The 15,594-nt window shown below is 65.6% G+C and carries 16 protein-coding genes and 1 pseudogene; 11 read left to right on the forward strand and 6 right to left on the reverse strand.

The window, feature by feature from the left end; all coding sequences use genetic code 11:
- Positions 1-110 precede the first annotated feature (110 nt).
- The 4 genes from ACVIJ6_RS01750 to ACVIJ6_RS01765 all read left to right on the forward strand — a co-directional run bounded on the left by ACVIJ6_RS01750 (position 111) and on the right by ACVIJ6_RS01765 (position 3,130).
- Positions 111-1,754 (forward strand): SagB/ThcOx family dehydrogenase, encoded by a 1,644-nt coding sequence (locus ACVIJ6_RS01750; RefSeq protein WP_456771209.1) that lies wholly within the window; start codon positions 111-113, stop codon positions 1,752-1,754.
- A gap of 65 nt (positions 1,755-1,819) precedes the next feature.
- Entirely contained in the window at positions 1,820-2,557 is a 738-nt protein-coding gene (locus ACVIJ6_RS01755) for an ankyrin repeat domain-containing protein (RefSeq protein WP_456776872.1), read from the forward strand.
- A complete protein-coding gene (locus ACVIJ6_RS01760; RefSeq protein WP_456771210.1) occupies positions 2,554-2,868 on the forward strand; it encodes a hypothetical protein in 315 nt (104 codons plus the stop codon). The genes ACVIJ6_RS01755 and ACVIJ6_RS01760 overlap by 4 nt, the downstream gene beginning before the upstream one ends.
- 22 nt (positions 2,869-2,890) lie before the next feature.
- A complete protein-coding gene (locus ACVIJ6_RS01765) occupies positions 2,891-3,130 on the forward strand; it encodes a hypothetical protein (protein ID WP_456771211.1) in 240 nt (79 codons plus the stop codon).
- Between the two features lie 131 nt (positions 3,131-3,261).
- On the opposite strand, the gene ACVIJ6_RS01770 is transcribed toward ACVIJ6_RS01765, so the two are convergent.
- Positions 3,262-3,711, reverse strand: a complete 450-nt coding sequence (locus tag ACVIJ6_RS01770; protein WP_456771212.1) for a Rieske (2Fe-2S) protein — start codon at positions 3,709-3,711, stop codon at positions 3,262-3,264.
- A gap of 193 nt (positions 3,712-3,904) precedes the next feature.
- On the opposite strand from ACVIJ6_RS01770, the gene ACVIJ6_RS01775 reads away from it, so the two are divergent.
- On the forward strand, positions 3,905-4,546 hold the full coding sequence (locus ACVIJ6_RS01775) for a glutathione S-transferase family protein (RefSeq protein WP_456776873.1): 642 nt from the start codon (positions 3,905-3,907) through the stop codon (positions 4,544-4,546).
- A 268-nt stretch (positions 4,547-4,814) separates the two neighbouring features.
- Here the strand turns inward: ACVIJ6_RS01775 and ACVIJ6_RS01780 are convergent, their stop codons facing one another.
- Entirely contained in the window at positions 4,815-6,533 is a 1,719-nt protein-coding gene (locus tag ACVIJ6_RS01780) for an ATP-binding protein (RefSeq protein ID WP_456771213.1), read from the reverse strand.
- Positions 6,534-6,558: 25 nt separating this feature from the next.
- A pseudogene (locus ACVIJ6_RS01785) lies at positions 6,559-8,173 on the reverse strand (flavin monoamine oxidase family protein).
- A gap of 135 nt (positions 8,174-8,308) precedes the next feature.
- Here ACVIJ6_RS01785 and ACVIJ6_RS01790 point away from each other — a divergent pair.
- From ACVIJ6_RS01790 to ACVIJ6_RS01815, 6 genes are all read left to right on the forward strand, one after another.
- Entirely contained in the window at positions 8,309-8,713 is a 405-nt protein-coding gene (locus tag ACVIJ6_RS01790; RefSeq protein ID WP_456771214.1) for a nuclear transport factor 2 family protein, read from the forward strand.
- A 162-nt stretch (positions 8,714-8,875) separates the two neighbouring features.
- Positions 8,876-9,256 carry a hypothetical protein gene (locus tag ACVIJ6_RS01795; RefSeq protein WP_456771215.1) on the forward strand — a complete coding sequence of 127 codons (381 nt, stop codon included), beginning with the start codon at positions 8,876-8,878 and terminating at the stop codon, positions 9,254-9,256.
- A 2-nt stretch (positions 9,257-9,258) separates the two neighbouring features.
- Positions 9,259-9,777 (forward strand): hypothetical protein, encoded by a 519-nt coding sequence (locus ACVIJ6_RS01800; RefSeq protein WP_456776874.1) that lies wholly within the window; start codon positions 9,259-9,261, stop codon positions 9,775-9,777.
- A 92-nt stretch (positions 9,778-9,869) separates the two neighbouring features.
- The gene (locus ACVIJ6_RS01805; protein WP_456771216.1) at positions 9,870-10,055 is read left to right on the forward strand and encodes a hypothetical protein; all 186 of its coding nucleotides are present in this window, start codon (positions 9,870-9,872) and stop codon (positions 10,053-10,055) included.
- Positions 10,056-10,103: 48 nt separating this feature from the next.
- Positions 10,104-10,694, forward strand: coding sequence for a cysteine dioxygenase (locus tag ACVIJ6_RS01810; RefSeq protein WP_456771217.1), 591 nt, complete (start codon positions 10,104-10,106; stop codon positions 10,692-10,694).
- Positions 10,651-12,270: a rhodanese-like domain-containing protein gene (locus ACVIJ6_RS01815; RefSeq protein ID WP_456771218.1), complete on the forward strand. Its 1,620-nt coding sequence runs from the start codon at positions 10,651-10,653 to the stop codon at positions 12,268-12,270. The genes ACVIJ6_RS01810 and ACVIJ6_RS01815 overlap by 44 nt, the downstream gene beginning before the upstream one ends.
- A 258-nt stretch (positions 12,271-12,528) precedes the next feature.
- Here the strand turns inward: ACVIJ6_RS01815 and ACVIJ6_RS01820 are convergent, their stop codons facing one another.
- From ACVIJ6_RS01820 to ACVIJ6_RS01830, 3 genes are all read right to left on the reverse strand, one after another.
- Entirely contained in the window at positions 12,529-12,756 is a 228-nt protein-coding gene (locus tag ACVIJ6_RS01820) for a hypothetical protein (RefSeq protein WP_456771219.1), read from the reverse strand.
- A 117-nt stretch (positions 12,757-12,873) separates the two neighbouring features.
- Entirely contained in the window at positions 12,874-15,240 is a 2,367-nt protein-coding gene (locus ACVIJ6_RS01825) for an ATP-binding protein (protein WP_456771220.1), read from the reverse strand.
- Positions 15,237-15,593 carry an Hpt domain-containing protein gene (locus tag ACVIJ6_RS01830; protein ID WP_456771221.1) on the reverse strand — a complete coding sequence of 119 codons (357 nt, stop codon included), beginning with the start codon at positions 15,591-15,593 and terminating at the stop codon, positions 15,237-15,239. The genes ACVIJ6_RS01825 and ACVIJ6_RS01830 overlap by 4 nt, the downstream gene beginning before the upstream one ends.
- Position 15,594: the final 1 nt, after the last annotated feature.

Genomic DNA, 15,594 nt, shown 5'->3' on the forward strand with positions numbered 1-15,594 from the left:
CGATGTCGAGACAGCCGCACCACGTCGGAACGGATTTTGCTCCGTCGCATCCGGTCACCCAGCGACCATCCACCATGCGCGAATGCACGCGTCGCGCCCTGTGAGGGATCATGTCCGTGTCACCGTCCAGCGCGGCAGGGCTCCCGGCTGCCGCCGACATCGTGCTCGCCTACCATGCCCGCACCAGGCATAGCCTAAAGCGCTATGCGGCGGGACCGGAGACGCTGGATTGGGATGCGCAGCCCAATCCGTTCCGCGAATTCGCCGGCAGCCCGCGCACGGCGCTGCCGCTGACCTCGGACCGTCTCGTCACAAGCTTCGCCGACGCCTGCAGCGGCAGCGCCCCCGTGCAGCCGCTGACCATCGATAGTGTCGCGCTGGTGCTGGAATTGTCGTTCGGGCTCAGCGCGTGGAAGGAGTTCGGCCCGGATCGCTGGGCGCTGCGCTGCAATCCGTCGAGCGGCAATTTGCACCCGACCGAAGCCTATGTGATCGCGGAACATGTGAACGGCCTCAGCGATGGCCTGCATCATTATGTCAGCCGCGATCACGTGCTGGAGCAGCGCTGCCGCCGTATCACCGCATCATCAGGCGAGCCGCGGCTGTGGCTCGGCCTGTCCTCGATCCATTGGCGCGAGGCGTGGAAATATGGCGAGCGCGCGTTCCGCTACTGCCAGCTCGACATCGGACACGCAATCGGCGCTGTCTGCTACGCGGCCGCCGCGCTGGGCTGGACCGCCCGAATCGTCGACGGCCTCGACGGCAGCAGGCTGGCCGCGATCATGGGGCTCGATCGCGCCGGCGATTTCGCCGGTGTCGAGGCCGAGGATGCCGACGTGCTGTTCACGATCACGCCGCGTGACGCGACCGCAGGCGCGCGGCCGCCACTGCCCTCTGCTGCCGCGATCGACGATGACTGGACGGGACAGGCCAATCGGCTCGACCGCCACCCGCTCTATCGCTGGCCGGTGATCGCCGAGGTGAGCGTCGCGACGAGCGGCGACGGTCGTGATGCGGCCCCCGCGCCGCCATCCCACCCACCGCGCGCCGCTTCATCGCGGTCGCGCGCAGCCGACCTCATTCTCAGCCGACGCAGCGCCCAGCGCTTCGATGCGAAATTCACGATGGCGCTCGCCGCATTCCATCAGCTGCTCGCCGCGCTGCTGCCGCGCGCCGCACCGCCCTGGGAGGCCTGGCCGTTCACGCCCCGGCTGCATCCACTCCTGTTCGTGCATCGCGTCGATGGTCTCACGCCCGGCCTCTATGCGCTGCCGCGTAGCGGCGACGCCGAAAGCCATCTGCGCCGTGCGCTGCGTGCCGAGTTCGACTGGCAACGCGTCGCGAGCACGCACGATGATCTGCCGCTGTTTCAACTGCTGCCGACCGACAGCCGCGGCGTGATCCGGACCGCGAGCTGTCATCAGGCCATCGCCGGCGACAGCTGCTTTGCGGTGGCCATGCTCGCCGAGTTCGCCCCGCTCATCCGCGAGAGTCCCTGGCGCTATCGCCAACTTCATTGGGAGGCCGGCCTGATCGGCCAGGTGCTGTATCTCGAAGCCGAGGCGGCGGGCCTGCGCGGCACCGGGATCGGCTGCTTCTTCGACGAGTCCGTGCACGAGATGCTCGGCGTCGCCGGCACCGATCATCAGACGCTCTACCACTTCACCGTCGGCCGCCCCCTGACCGACGATCGCATCACCACGCTGCCGGCCTATCCCGGCCGCACGCGCAACGAAGCGGGAGTCCTGACATGAGACCGCGTATCCCGTTCCAACGCATCGATGTCGGTCAGGCCGCCGAGCTGCTGCAGCGCGACGACGTGCTGCGCTTCGACGTGCGCGACCGGGCCTCGTTCAACGCCGCCCACATCACCGGCGCGCAGCATCTCACCCAGGGCAATCTCTCGGCGTTGATCTCCGGCACCACCCGGCGCACGCCGATCCTGATCTACTGCTATCACGGCCATGCCAGCCAGGAGTACGCACAGACCTTCTCCGATTTCGGCTTCGCGGAGGTCTATAGCCTCGATGGCGGCTACGAAGCCTGGCGGCAGCGCGTCCCGGCGCGGAACGGCTCAGCGAATGTCGGCCCGACATTGGCGGCCTGGCTCGCCGCTGAGGGATTTCCCGCTGATGACGTCGACGCTCGCATCGCCAATCGCACCACGCCGCTGATGAAGGCAGCCCATCTCGGCAATGTCGCCATCATCCGCGAGTTGCTCGCCGCCGGCGCGGCGGTCGCTGCGACCAACGCCGACGGCAACAACGCGCTGTGGCTCGCCTGCGTCGGCCAGCACCTGGATGCCATCGATGCGCTGGTCGAGGCCGGAATCGAGCTCGACAACTGCAACGACAATGGCGCGACGGCGCTGATGTATGCGTCGTCATCCGGCAGAGCGGACGTGGTCGCACATCTCCTCGCCAAGGGCGCCGATGTCAGCGCCGAGACGCTGGACGGCTTCACGGCGCTCGACATGGCCGCCTCGCTCGAATGCCTCAGCCTGCTGCGTCAGGCGGCCAAGGCCTCGGCCGGTCCGGTGCCGGAGGTGAGACCATGACCGTCATCGAGCACGATTTCGGACGACAGCAGCGCCAAGTTGAACGCCGGTTCCGGACGCTGCTCAGCCTCGACGCGCTGCACGAGGCCAATGTCCGCGCCAATCCGATCCCTTATCTGGAGCGGGCGAGCGAGCGGATCTATCAGCTTGAGAAGGCGCTGTTCGAGGCATGGCAGGCGGCAATGGCCGCGACCGACGGCGACGGCGAGACGGTGAGCATCGGCAAGGCCGAGCATGCGCGCCTACTGCAATGCCGGGCCATCGTCGCGCGCGCTTATGCGCAACTGGTCGCCGATCAGCCCGAGACTTGAATAGACGAAGGTGGAGAAAGACATGAGCGACGGCTTCTTCGTGGACTGGGATGGCAATCTGCGCAGCGCCGCCGATCCCGGCGGCGACTATCTCTGCGACATCGACACGGTGGCGCGCTATGTCGCTGTCACCACCAAGAACGGCACACTGGTGCACGAGGCGACGTTCTTCAAATCCCAAGCCGATGTCGAGAAGGCCGGAATCAAGGCCCAGCTGGTGCGCGGCAGCCATCCCTGGGGCAAGAAGGCGGATGGGTTTTGAGATGATGCGTCGAACTCCGTTGACCCAATGAGCGTCATTGCGAGCGAAGCGCAGCAAGCCAGAGCTGGACCAGGACTATGGATTGCGTCGTCGCTTCGCTCCTCGCAATGACGGCGGGCAGCATCCGTCAATCAATCCGGGTGGATCATGATCTCCATGGTCTCATCGAGATCATCGAACGGATCGGGATAGTTGACGTCCTCGACCAGCGCGACGCCGCACAGGCAGACGTCGCCGTCGATGACGGCGAGCGCGATCGGCTCGAGGCTCTGGCCTTCGCAGGCCCCGGCGTGGCACAGGCCGGTGTCGATCTCGAACGTCGCGCCATGACGGCCGCAGCGCAGCAGCGTCCGGTCAGCGTTGAAGAACCGGCCGCTGCCGATGTTCAGCCATTTGCCCTCGTGCGGACACGTATTGACATAGCCGACGAAGCCAATCGACGCGGTGTGGACGATCACGATCGGAAACGGCCGCGCCTCGCCATTGTCGCCAATCCGCGACAGGCTGAACGCCTTCGCCTCGCCCTTCGCGATGCTCGTGGTCGGACAGATGACGAAGACTTCCGGCTCACGTTCGGTCATGCACGGCGCTCCCTGATCGATACGACGGCAGCAGCGGGACCGTGATGTCGTCTCCTGTCGCAAAGCCGACGACGGCAGCTCGGCTTGCCGAGCCACGGCACGTCCCTCTCGAAATTGTCCCGATCCTTGCATGAAGCGTGCCGAGTGCATCCAAGGCATGTGCGATGTCGCGTTGGAGACAATGATGGCCGCGATGAAGTTCTACATGACGCCGGGCTCGTGTTCGACCGGCATCCACATCATTCTGGAGGAGCTCGAGGAGGTGTTCGAGGCCTATATCGTCAATCTCCCGGCGGGCGACAATTTCAAGCCGGACTACGTCGCCATCAATCCAAAATCCACGATCCCTGCCCTGGTGCGCAGCGACGGCAGCGTGCTGACCGAGGTGCCAGCGATCGCCTATTGGCTCGGCCGCTCGCGGCCTCGGGCGAAACTCTGGCCGTCAGATGTCGAAACCGAAACGCGGCTGCTCGAAGCCATGACCTACATCGCGGGGACCGTGCATGGCCACGGCTTCGCGCGCATTTTTGCCACGCCTTCCTTCAGCCGCAACGAGGCCGACCAGGAGTCGGTGCGCGCACTCGGCCGCAACATCGTGGTGAAAGGCTTTGCGATCCTGAAGAATATGCTTGGTGACCAGCCCTATCTCGGCGGCGAATTCTCGGTTGCCGATCCGATCCTGTTCTATGTCGCGTTCTGGGCCGACAAGACCGGCATCGCGCTGCCGGCCAATCTGCTGGGACACTACCGGCGGATGTTGGCACGGCCCGTCGTGCAGCGCGTGCTGCGCGAAGAGGGCTATAATCCGGCGACGCTGGGGAAGAGTGCCGAGTAGCTCCTACTCGTGCGAGAGTTATAGGTCCTTCTCGACCACGGCCGACGCACAGGCACTGCTGGTGCCAGGCAGCCAACTCTGGAGCTTGTGAGCTCCATCAACGCGACGGCGTCATTGCGAGCGCAGCGAAGCAATCCAGAGCCACGCGTGCGGCCCTGGATTGCTTCGTCGCTCCGCTCCTCGCAATGACGTGCCAACGGGATTTCGGCCGTTGGCGTCGACGCCAGGGTCTCACCTCTCGCCAGTCGGAGGCGAGCAGAGTGGCGTTCTACTCCGCCGCCTCCGCCACCAATGTATGATCACCGAGATCGATGCCGCGGAAGATCGCGCAGCGGCGGAACACGTCGATGGTCGGGCGCACGCTCTTATGGTGGCAATATTTGGCGACGAGCTTGGCCAGCCCCTTGATGTCGCGCCCCGAGGCGCCCGGAAACGTCTCGACCAGCAACTCGACCAGGCCGGCTTCGACCTTCAGCCCGAACTGCTCGCACATCACCTGCCAGATCCGCCGGCGCGCTGCGGCGTCCGGCGCCTGGAATTTGATGAGCGCGATGCAGCGCGACACGATGGCTTCATCGATATCGTCGATGCGGTTGGTGGTGAGGAACAGCAGGCCGTTGAAATATTCGAGCACGCGCAGGAACACGCCGACGACGGCATTCATGGTCATGTCGTCCTCGCGCCGCTTGATGTAGACGTCCGCCTCGTCGATCAGCATCACCGCACCCCAGCGCTGCGCCCGCGTCAGCGCATCCTTCAGCGCAGTCTCCATCGCTGCTACGCTGAGCCCGAGCTGCCCGGAATGTACCCGGTAGAGCGGCCGGCCGATGATCTCGGCATAGACCTCCGCCGTCAGCGTCTTGCCCACGCCGGGCGGCCCCGCGCATAGCACCGTGGTCCCGCCCGACTTGCCCGCCACGATATCGTCCATCAACAGATCCATCTCGGCCGTGAGGATGTCGATCAGGTCGGTCTGTTCCTCCGGCAGCACCAGCTTTTGTTTCAGCTCGGGCTGATAGGCATAAGGCGTCATATCGTCGGCATGCACCCAGAGATAATGGTGCAGATCGAGGTGGAACATCAGCATGTAGGGATGAACGGGGATCTTGCAGAACATCCCCTTCGGGATCGCCGCCTTGGAGTCCTCGACCTCCTGCTCGGCATCGTAGAGATTGCTCTTGGCGGCCTTGCGCAAATACTGCCCGAGAATGTCGCCGGTGACCTCGAGCGTGAGCGCACGCTCGGTCAGAATCCCTTCGTCGTTGACCAGCCGCGCGCTGCCGCCACCGGACGACAGCACGATTACGTCCTTTCGCGACCAGTCCAAGTCCCGATGCGAGGCGTTAGGATCATCGGCGAAAAAGCCGGTCCCGCGGCCGGAAAACTGCGCACCATAGCGACCGCGCCAGGCGAAATAGCGCTCGGCGGTCTCATCATAGGCAGCGATCAGCTCCGGCGTCTCCTTGAGGACCCCCTTGGCGGCGAAGATCTCGGCGACGGTCCGGCCGACGATGTCACCAGCCGAAATGCGCAAGGTGGCCGTGGTGATCGATCCCTTGGCGTTGGCCTTCAGCTCGATGAAGACGCGGCCGGCCTCGTCGTTGGACGGCGCGGTGTAGTCGAGCCGTGTGACGACATAAGGCAGCGGCCGGCTGGCGACGTTGGCCGTGAACATCCAGCCGCGGATGGCACCTGAGGTCAGATAGCGCGCGATCGCGGGCAGAACCTGCTCCAGCTCGTTCTCGGCAAAGCGCGCGCCGGCATCGTTGAATGCCCGCTGCAGGGTCGTAATATGCGCCGCGCGGGCGTGCCATTCGGGACCGGCCTTCTGATAGACGTCGCGCAAGAACTCCAGCTCGGCGCCTGCGAGTTGCGCGACGTTGACCTCCACCTTGTCACCGAACCGCAGCTGCTCCTTGAGTGGGGTGAGGTGCGGAAAGGCCGCCGCCATGGCTTCGATGGTCGGACGTTCGATCTGCAGCTTCATCGGTCGTCACCCGACGGTTCCGGTGTCACGACGACACCCCGCTCGGCTGGCGCACCGCGTCAGCCTTGGCCAGCAGCAGGCGATTGGCGGCGAGCGAGAACTCCTGCCAGGCGGCGGCGATGTCGCGCAGGATGGTCTGCACATAATCCTTCGGCGGCCTGTGCTCGAACGGAAAGTTCGACAGCGCGCAGGAGGTGCGGTTGAAGGCGATGGCGTCGTCGAGCAGCGACTGCATGACATCGCGGAACGGCTTCTGGATTTCCGGCATCAAAGCCGAGCGCCCACGCTCGACCGCCACGTTGCGCATGTCGAAGGTCAGGGCATCGAGCACCTGCAGCGCGGCTGCGAACACCTGCTCGATGGCGCCGAGAACCGCGAGCTGTGTCAGTTGCTCGCGCTGCTGCGTCGCGAGGCTGCGGTTGAGCCGCTGGCGGTAGTCGTCGAAGGCCGCATCACGCTGCGCGGCGACCCAGGCGGCAAACCAGGCGAGGCTGGCCTCATTGCCGGTCAGTGGCTCGTCGAGGGCCATGCCGGCGCGCGCGCCGACCGGCGCGTCGGCGGCGCGGGCGATCGCGCGCTCGATGCGCCGGGCCGCATTGATTGCGCCTTCGAGATAACCGGCCGCATGGCTTGCTGTCTCGGCACCGCCGAGATGCAGCCGCCCGTCCCATAGCGGCCGCCGCAGCATCGGGTTGGCGATTTCGCTGTGCTCGCCGCGCGGCGTGGTGCGGTCCAGTGCGCTGCAGGTGAAGCGCTCCGTCGCCCAGTCCTGATAATGCTGCTCGCCGCCATCCAGCTCCGCGCCGAACAACTGCACCATCTGGCTGTCCATCAACATCGGAAGACCGACGGCGAAAGTCCCGCGCAGAGCGGGCGCAAAGGCGAGAAAGCCGCCAAGCGCAGCTCTGTCACCTCCTTCATCGCAGGCATCGAATATCTCGCCGACGACAGCCTGCTCGTGGCTCGCGAAAGCATTGCCAGACAGGCCCTTGTCACGCCAATGCGCCTGGTCATAGGCGATCACGACCTTGGCCTGGGCCGCCATCCAGGTCTCCGTACTGCGCATCGCCTCGAAGGTCGCATCGTCGAGTTCGGGGAAGAAAACCGACGTGATCGATCAGCAGCCGCGGCGGCAGCGCCAGCACGGCACGCCTGGCCTCGATGGCGACCGATTCTGTCGATGTCGCGAAGATCAGTCGCACATGCGTGCCGCAATCGATGACGCGCATCAGCTCGTGGCCAGTATGGCTGCTGGATGGCGGGAGATCACGGACGAGCGCCTCGATCAGCTTCGTCATGCCGCCCGAGAGCCGGCGCGCTCCCTGGTGGAGCGGCGGCCCGCTGATCTGCTCCGGGCTCTTGTCCGCCTCCTTCAGGTGCAGAACCGTGCCGTCGTCGTGCTGGGCGAAATCAGACAGGCCAAGCTCCGCAATCAGCCCGGTCAGCAGCGGCTGGGTGTCGGGCCAGAACCAGGTCGGGCCGAGATCCAGCGCCAGTCCCGTGCTGCTGCGCGCAGAGAGGACACGTCCTCCCAAGCGATGTCGGGCTTCGAACAAGGCGAAGCTTCCACCGCGTTGTCGCAAGCTGCGTGCAAGTGCGATTCCGCACAATCCACCCCCGACAATGGCCGTTTCGAGCATGACAGGACCTCGGCTGATGCGTTGCAAGGACGTTGCAAGCGGGTCTTGCAAAAAGCTTGCAAGTTTTTGCGAGCCAGCGTTGTGAGGTTCCAAACATCGCTTGATTTTACCAGCGGCTTGGCCCACCTCATCTAGATGAGTGACGAGAGCGACCTCCTGGCGGCCAACGCGGCCTTCTATGCAGCCTTCGCGGCCGGTGATTTTGCCGCGCTTGCGGCGCTCTGGGCCGATCGCGACGGCATCTCCTGCATCCATCCGGGATGGTCGCCGATCGTTGGCCGCGCCGCCGTGATCAGAACCTGGCGCGATATCATCAACCATCCGGGTCGGCCGCAGATCGTCTGTGCCGATCCGCACGCGATCGTCGACGGCGACCACGGCCACGTTCTCTGCATCGAGCTGGTGGATGGGGCGGCGCTCGCCGCCGCCAATCACTTCGCACGCATCGGCGGCGTCTGGCGGATGGTGCACCATCAATCGGGTGCGATTGCGCAATTCGTATCTCCGCAGGACGACCCGGACGGCCATCGTCTGCATTGAGACTCCGGCAACTGGCACGAAACTTGATCAGACAATCCTGACCGGCAGCAATGTCGGAGATTGTTGATGTCGTCGCGTCGGATTCGGGCCAGATGCCCGTCTCCACGCCTGAGGTGACGGTTGTGCGCCCGGCATCGTGCGCATGCCGACGGGAGAGATGGGATGGCCCGCGTTCTTACCGCCTATCTGAAGCGCGCTGAGGTGCCTGCGCGCGCATCTTTGCAGCAGGCAATCGATCGCTTCTCATTCACACTGACACTCGATGAGACCTATGCGCCGCTGCAGAGCGCGAGCTACCTGCCTTGCACGCTGGATGGCGAGGACGCCGGATTCGGACTGCGCTTCACCGAGGTCACGCCGCCGCGTCATGATGAACGCGATGTCGCGATGACGCTCTCATGGGGCGGCGATCCGCGCGAAGAGGCAGTAGCGCTTGCGATCTGCGCTGCGCTCGCCGCGAAATTCGGCGCGCTGGTGCTGCGCGACGGCAAAGAGCTTGCCCCCGACGAGATGCTCGAACAGGCGAAAGGAGCACTGGTATGAACATGACGGCTCCCCTGCAGCCGACGGCGATCCACGCCGTTCCCGCCGAACTCGGCGAATGCGGTTTCCGCCTGCTGATGATCCGGCAGTTCAATGTCGGCGCCGTGCCACCGGCCTTCGCGATCATCGATCAGCGGGTCATGCGGATGCCGCAACGGCTCGGCCGCCACGGCGTGTCGTTCGCCGCGACCTTTCTTCCAGAGGTCATGTCATGGCTGATCGATCATCTCGGCCGGCCGTCGCTGCATGACGAGAGCGGGCGCTCCTACCGCAATCCGCGCTGGCCGGTGGTGTGCTGGCACGATCAGGAGCGCTACTGGCCGAGCGGCGCCGTGACCGTAGAATGGTTCGCCGAGGTCGCGTTTCAAGATCACGCCTCGTGGATGGCGTTCCGGACCCATTGGCATGCGAGCCTCATGGGCCGGAATGCCGACGCGGACTCAGGATTGGGAGAAGCAGACGAGCGCGAGTCACATGACACGGAAAAGGAATTTGCAGACGACGCGCTTCAGCAGGCATGATCTGCCAAATTGATGCAGGGCTGCAACCGGCCCTGTTCGATCCCGATCGAGGCATGATATCAAACTCATGATCAAACGAAGCGGAGGCGATCGTGCGCTACGTCTCATGGCTCAAAAGCTGGCTTGAAGGCTGGCTCGGAAGTTTGCTCGGCCATCTGATGGCGCAATGGCAGCCTGATAGCCGTGCCGTTGCTGGTGGCCCTCTTATCCGGCGTCCTGCGGCGGAGCTGTCGAACGAGGATCTGTTCTACATCGCGATGCTCGGCCCTCACGTGTGAGCGAAGCAGCCTCGGCTTCGACACTCCGTCCAATCCCACGAGTCGACCATGACTGATATCGCGCGGTTCCGCGACTTCGTCGCCGCTACCGCACGCCTGATTGCAGGCACCGCAGACGAGGCGACGCTGCTCGCCGCACTCGCGCCCAAGCTTGCTGAGCTGGTCGGACATGACGACTGGCTGCCCGAGGCCTATGCCGTGGCCGGCGGCGAGAAGTACCGCCAATATCTGCTCTATGCGGATCCGCTGGAGCGGTTCTCGATCGTCAGCTTCGTCTGGGGTCCGGCCCAAGGTACGCCCGTGCACGATCATCGCGTCTGGGGCCTGGTCGGCGTGCTCAGGGGCGAGGAGCTCTCGGTGAGCTATGACCGGCTGCCGGACGGGACGTTGCGCGCTGGTCCGCCGGAACGGCTGCGGGCTGGACAAACCGCCGCGGTATCGCCACAGATTGGCGACATCCACGCCATCAGCAACGGTCTGGCGGACCGCTCCTCGATCAGCATCCACGTCTATGGCGGCAATATCGGCCGCATCCGCCGCGCGGTGTTCGACGCGGAGACCGGCGCCGCCAAGGACTTCATCTCCGGATATTCGAATGACACCGTCCCCAACCTCTGGCCCGACCGCAACGCCGCCTGACCAGGTCCGCTTCACCACCCCGACGGAGCTGCGTCGGCGGTGGCGAGCCCAGGAGGAGGTGGCGCTGCTCGACGTCCGCGAGGAAGGCCCCTACTCGCTGTCGCATCCGTTCTTCGCCGTGTCGCTGCCGCTGTCGCAGATCGAATTGCGCATTCACGACCTGATCCCGCGGCTGAGCGCACCGGTCGTGGTCTATGACGACGGCGAAGGCCATGCGGCGCGCGCGGTGCCGCGTATCCATGCACTGGGTTATCGCGACGTGTCGATCCTCGACGGCGGGCTCGCGGGCTATGCCCGGGTCGGCGAAGTGTTCCGCGACGTCAACGTGCCGAGCAAGGCGTTCGGCGAGCTGGTCGAGGCGATCCGGCACACCCCGTCACTGTCCGCCGACGACGCCAAGGCGCTGATCGAGCGCGAGTCCAATCTCGTCGTCCTCGACGCAAGGCGGTTCGAGGAATATCGCACCATGAGCATTCCGCGCGGGGTCAGCGTGCCCGGCGGCGAGCTCGCATTCCGGGCGCGCGAGATCGCGCCCTCACCCGACACCACCATCATCGTCAATTGCGCCGGCCGCACGCGCTCGATCATCGGCACGCAATCGCTGATCAATGCCGGGCTGCCGAACAAGATCTATGCGCTGCGCAACGGCACCATCGGCTGGACGCTGGCCGGCCACCAGGTCGAGCGCGGCAGGACCGCGCGCGTCCTGGATCGGCCGCAGGCGAGCTACGCGGCGGCGCTGGCCGACGCCAAGGCCTGGGCCGCGCGCGTCGGGGTCGGCGAGCTCGATGCCTCAACCTTCGCGCGCTTCCAGGCCGAGGCCGGCACGCGCACGCTCTATTGCCTCGACGTCCGCACGCCCGAGGAATATGCCGCCGGCCATCCGGCCGGCTTCGCCTTGGCGCCCGGCGGCCAGCTGGTGCAGGCGACCGACGAATGGGTCGGCGTCCGCGGCGCGCGGCTGGTGCTGTTCGATGATGACGGCGTGCGCGCCCGCATGACGGCCTCCTGGCTGACACAGATGGGGTGGGATGCATCGATCATCGGACCTGACGTCGTTGCGCCGACCGAAACCGTGATCCCGGCCGCGCGACGGCCGGCGCTGCCCGACCTTGGCGGCGCCGCGATCGATGTTGCAGAACTCGCAGCCGACACCGCGTCCTGGACGATCGTCGACCTCTCCCGCAGTCCGGCCTACAAGGCCGGGCACATTCCGGCCGCGCATTTCGTGCTGGCGTCCCGCTTTGCCACGGATCTCGCCAGGCTGCCCGGTGATGGCCCGATCGTGCTCGTCAGCGCCGACGGCGCGGAGGCTGCTTTTGCGCTCGCCGACGCCCGGGCGGCCACCGAGCGGGAGCTCCGCGTGCTCTCGGGCGGCACGCGCGCCTGGACGGATGCGGGACACGCCCTGGACACGGAGCGCCAGTCATGGATCTCCACGCCTGACGACGTCTACAAGCGCCCCTATGAGGGCACTGACAACGCCACCGCAGCGATGCAGGCCTATATCGACTGGGAGCTGCAGCTGGTCGCCCAGCTCGCCAACGACTCGGTGTCGAATTTCCACGTGGTGTAGTTGGCCGGAACCGTCGACGCAGGGTGGACGCACGCGCCGCTTTGCCCACTCTTCGCTCGTCCCACTGCATGACTGCGTCGTTGCGAGCGCAGCGAAGCAATCCAGGGCCTCACAGGGACTCTGGATTGCTTCGTCGCCTTGGGGCACCTCGCAATGACGGCCGCGTGTGGCGGTGTCCTTACAGCTGCACGGGAAACAGGTGATTAATCGCCACCAGGATCACCAAGAGAATGATGCCGAGGCCGAGACTATAGCCGATCAGCCGATGACCAGCGCCGGCCAGTCCTCCGTCAGGTTTCCCTTGGTCACGGCCTGATTGGCCGAGTTGATTGCAACGTCCGACATCGATCTTTCCTCCCGCGCGACACGCCGCGCGGCCAGCGCCAATGATGCGCCATCAAAGTCGTGTCGTGAGCAAGTCGCAATCTCACAGAATTTTTTTGCTTGCTGCGACGAAGGCACAGTCCTGCTGCCGGCTGGGTCCACCGTAGCAAATCCTGCTTTGGACCATTCTCATTGGGCGCCGCGGCTGCACGTGCGCGGGCGCCGGCGTCGGCCCCGGATGGTCCAAGCCGCCGGCGATCGCCGCTTGCGGCGACAGGGTCAGGAGACGAACATCTCAAGCTGCCCGTTGCCGCCCGCCTGCAGCGGCGGCGCGTCGGCATATTGCGGCAGCGCCCAGCGACGAATCGCGGCGAACAGCAGCGGCGGCTGGATTGGCTTGGTCACATAGTCGTTCATGCCCGCCGCCAGATAGGTTTCGCGTTGCCCGACCAGCGCATTCGCGGTCAGCGCGATGATCGGAACGTAGCGCTCGGGACCCGGGAGTTGACGGATCGCCTTGGTGGCCGAGATGCCGTCCATCTCCGGCATCTGCACGTCCATCAGGACGAGATCGTAGACCTTGTCGGAGATGGCGACGATCGCCTCGGCGCCATTGACCACCATCGTCGGCCTGAACCCCTGCTTCACCAGCAGACTCTGGATCAGGGTCGCGATGATCGGGCTGTCCTCGGCGACCAGAATGTCCAGCGGGCGGTCGACACTCGTCACGACCGTCTCGGCCGGCAGCGCCAGCGCCTCGCCGCACCGGCACTTGGTCTCGAACCAGAAGCGGCTGCCGCGGCCGAGCTCGCTGTCGACGCCGATGCTGCCGCCCATGATGGTGCAGAGCTGCTTGCAGATCGCAAGCCCGAGGCCGCTGCCGCCATATTTGCGCGAGATCGACGTGTCGGCCTGGACGAACGGATCGAAGATCTGCGCCAGGATCTCCGGCGACATGCCGATGCCGGTGTCGATCACCTCGATCCTGAGGTCGACGACGCCGCCATCCAGTTCGCGATGCGAGGCGCGCACTTCGATCGAGCCGTGCTCCGTGAATTTGATCGCATTGCCGACCAGGTTCAGCATCACCTGGCGGATGCGGGTCGGATCGCCCTCGAGATATTGCGGCAGGCCCGGCGCGAGGCTGACCTTGAGATCGAGGCCGCGTTTCCTGGCCTTCTCGCCCATGAACGAGACCGCGCTTTCGACCAGATTCGGAACGTCGAAATCGATGCATTCCGATTGCAGCCGCCCGGCTTCGAGCTTCGAAAAATCGAGAATGTCGTTGATCACCTCCAGCAGCAGGTCCGCCGATTCCTTGGCCAGCGCCGTGTACCGTTTCTGCTCCTCGCTGAGCGAGGTGCCGCGCAACAGATCGACCATGCCGACCATGCCGCTCAGCGGCGTCCGGATCTCGTGGCTCATGATGGCCAGAAAATCCGACTTGGCCCGATTGGCGGCTTCAGCGGCATCACGCGCCGCGCGCAGCTCGGCCCCTCTCGCTTCCAGCTCCTGCGTCTGCTGCTCGAGGTCGGAGCGGATGGCTTCGACATAGGCAAGCTTCTGTTCGAGCTCGGCCTGAACCGTCTTGAAGGCGGTGATATCGGTCACCAGACAGACCGTTCCGCCATCGGAGATGCGATGATCGACGCTCTGGATCCAGCGGCCGTTGAGTTCGCGGTGCTCGATCATCCGGCTGCCGCCGAGATGCCAGGCCGTCTTGCGCGCGAGCCACTCCTCGAAGCGATCGCCCTTCGACCGGATCAGCCCGTGCTCATAAGCCCGTCGCATCAGCTCGGTGAACGAGATGCCCGGCTTCATCAGGACGGTCCAAGCCGGAAACATTTCGCGGAATGTCGTATTCGACATCACGAAGCGATCGTCCTTGTCGAACAGCACGAAGCCATTGGTCAGCGACTCGATGGCATCCATCAGCAGCAGCCGGGCCTGATCCGCGTTGATCTCGGCGAGCTTGCGCTCGGTGATGTCCTGGACGATGCCGAAGCGCTCGCGAAACACGCCGTCGGCTTCGTCGCTGGCATTGGCCTCGATCCTCACCCAGCGGACCTGGCCGTTCGGTGTGACGAAGCGAAGCTCCTGGATGAAGGCGCAGCCGGTCGCGCGCGACCGGTCTCTCGCGCGCACATAGGCTCCGACATCATCCGGGTGGATGATCTCGAGCATCTTGGCGAAGGCGACCTGATCGACCGGCTCCAGTCCGACGATCTCGAACAGTTCATCGGACCATACCGCGAACTCGCCGCTGGGATCGGTCACCCAATGGCCGAGCCTGCCGATCCGCTGCGCATCGCTCAGCAGCCGCGTGGTCTGCGCCAGCTGATCGTTCTGCCTGGCCAGTGCGTTCGCGAGCGCGATGGCGTGCCGGCTCTTGCGGATCAGCATCGATGTCAGGACGATCATGACGACCACGGCGCCAAAGGCGAGCATCAGCAGCGACACGATACGATCCTTCTGCAGATCCGTCAGCAGCTCGACCGCCACGACCGTCGCCGCAGCGGCCAGAACCGACGCCAGGAACATGCGGAAGGACGGTGCGCCCGCAGCGGCCGACGGCGCCTGCACCTGCATCGCTTCAAGCAGCGTCCCGGACGACGCCCCCGTCGGGTTCGGCATCGGCGGCGTCATGCGCGCTCCGCCACTCTGCTCAGCGCATCCGCGGTCGCCTCGATGGTCTCCGACAGCAGCGGCAGGCATGCCGCCATCTCGGCCGTGGTCGCGCAATCAAGCTCGATGTCCCGCGCGATCTCAGCCAGCCGCGCGGCGCCGAGGCTCGAGCAGGATCCCTTGAGCACATGCGCAGCCTTTCGCGCACCGTCGAGATCGCCTGCCGCAAGCGCCGCCGTGATGGCGGCGAGCGCGGCCGCGGCCGCGGCAGGCAGCTGCGCCAACATCGCCCGCAGCGCGCCAGGGTCGAGCGCCGCACGCAGCAGATCGAGCTGATCCTGATCGAGCAGCGGCTGATCATGGGCCGCGATCATC

It is taken from the genome of Bradyrhizobium sp. USDA 4369 (genome assembly GCF_054056435.1).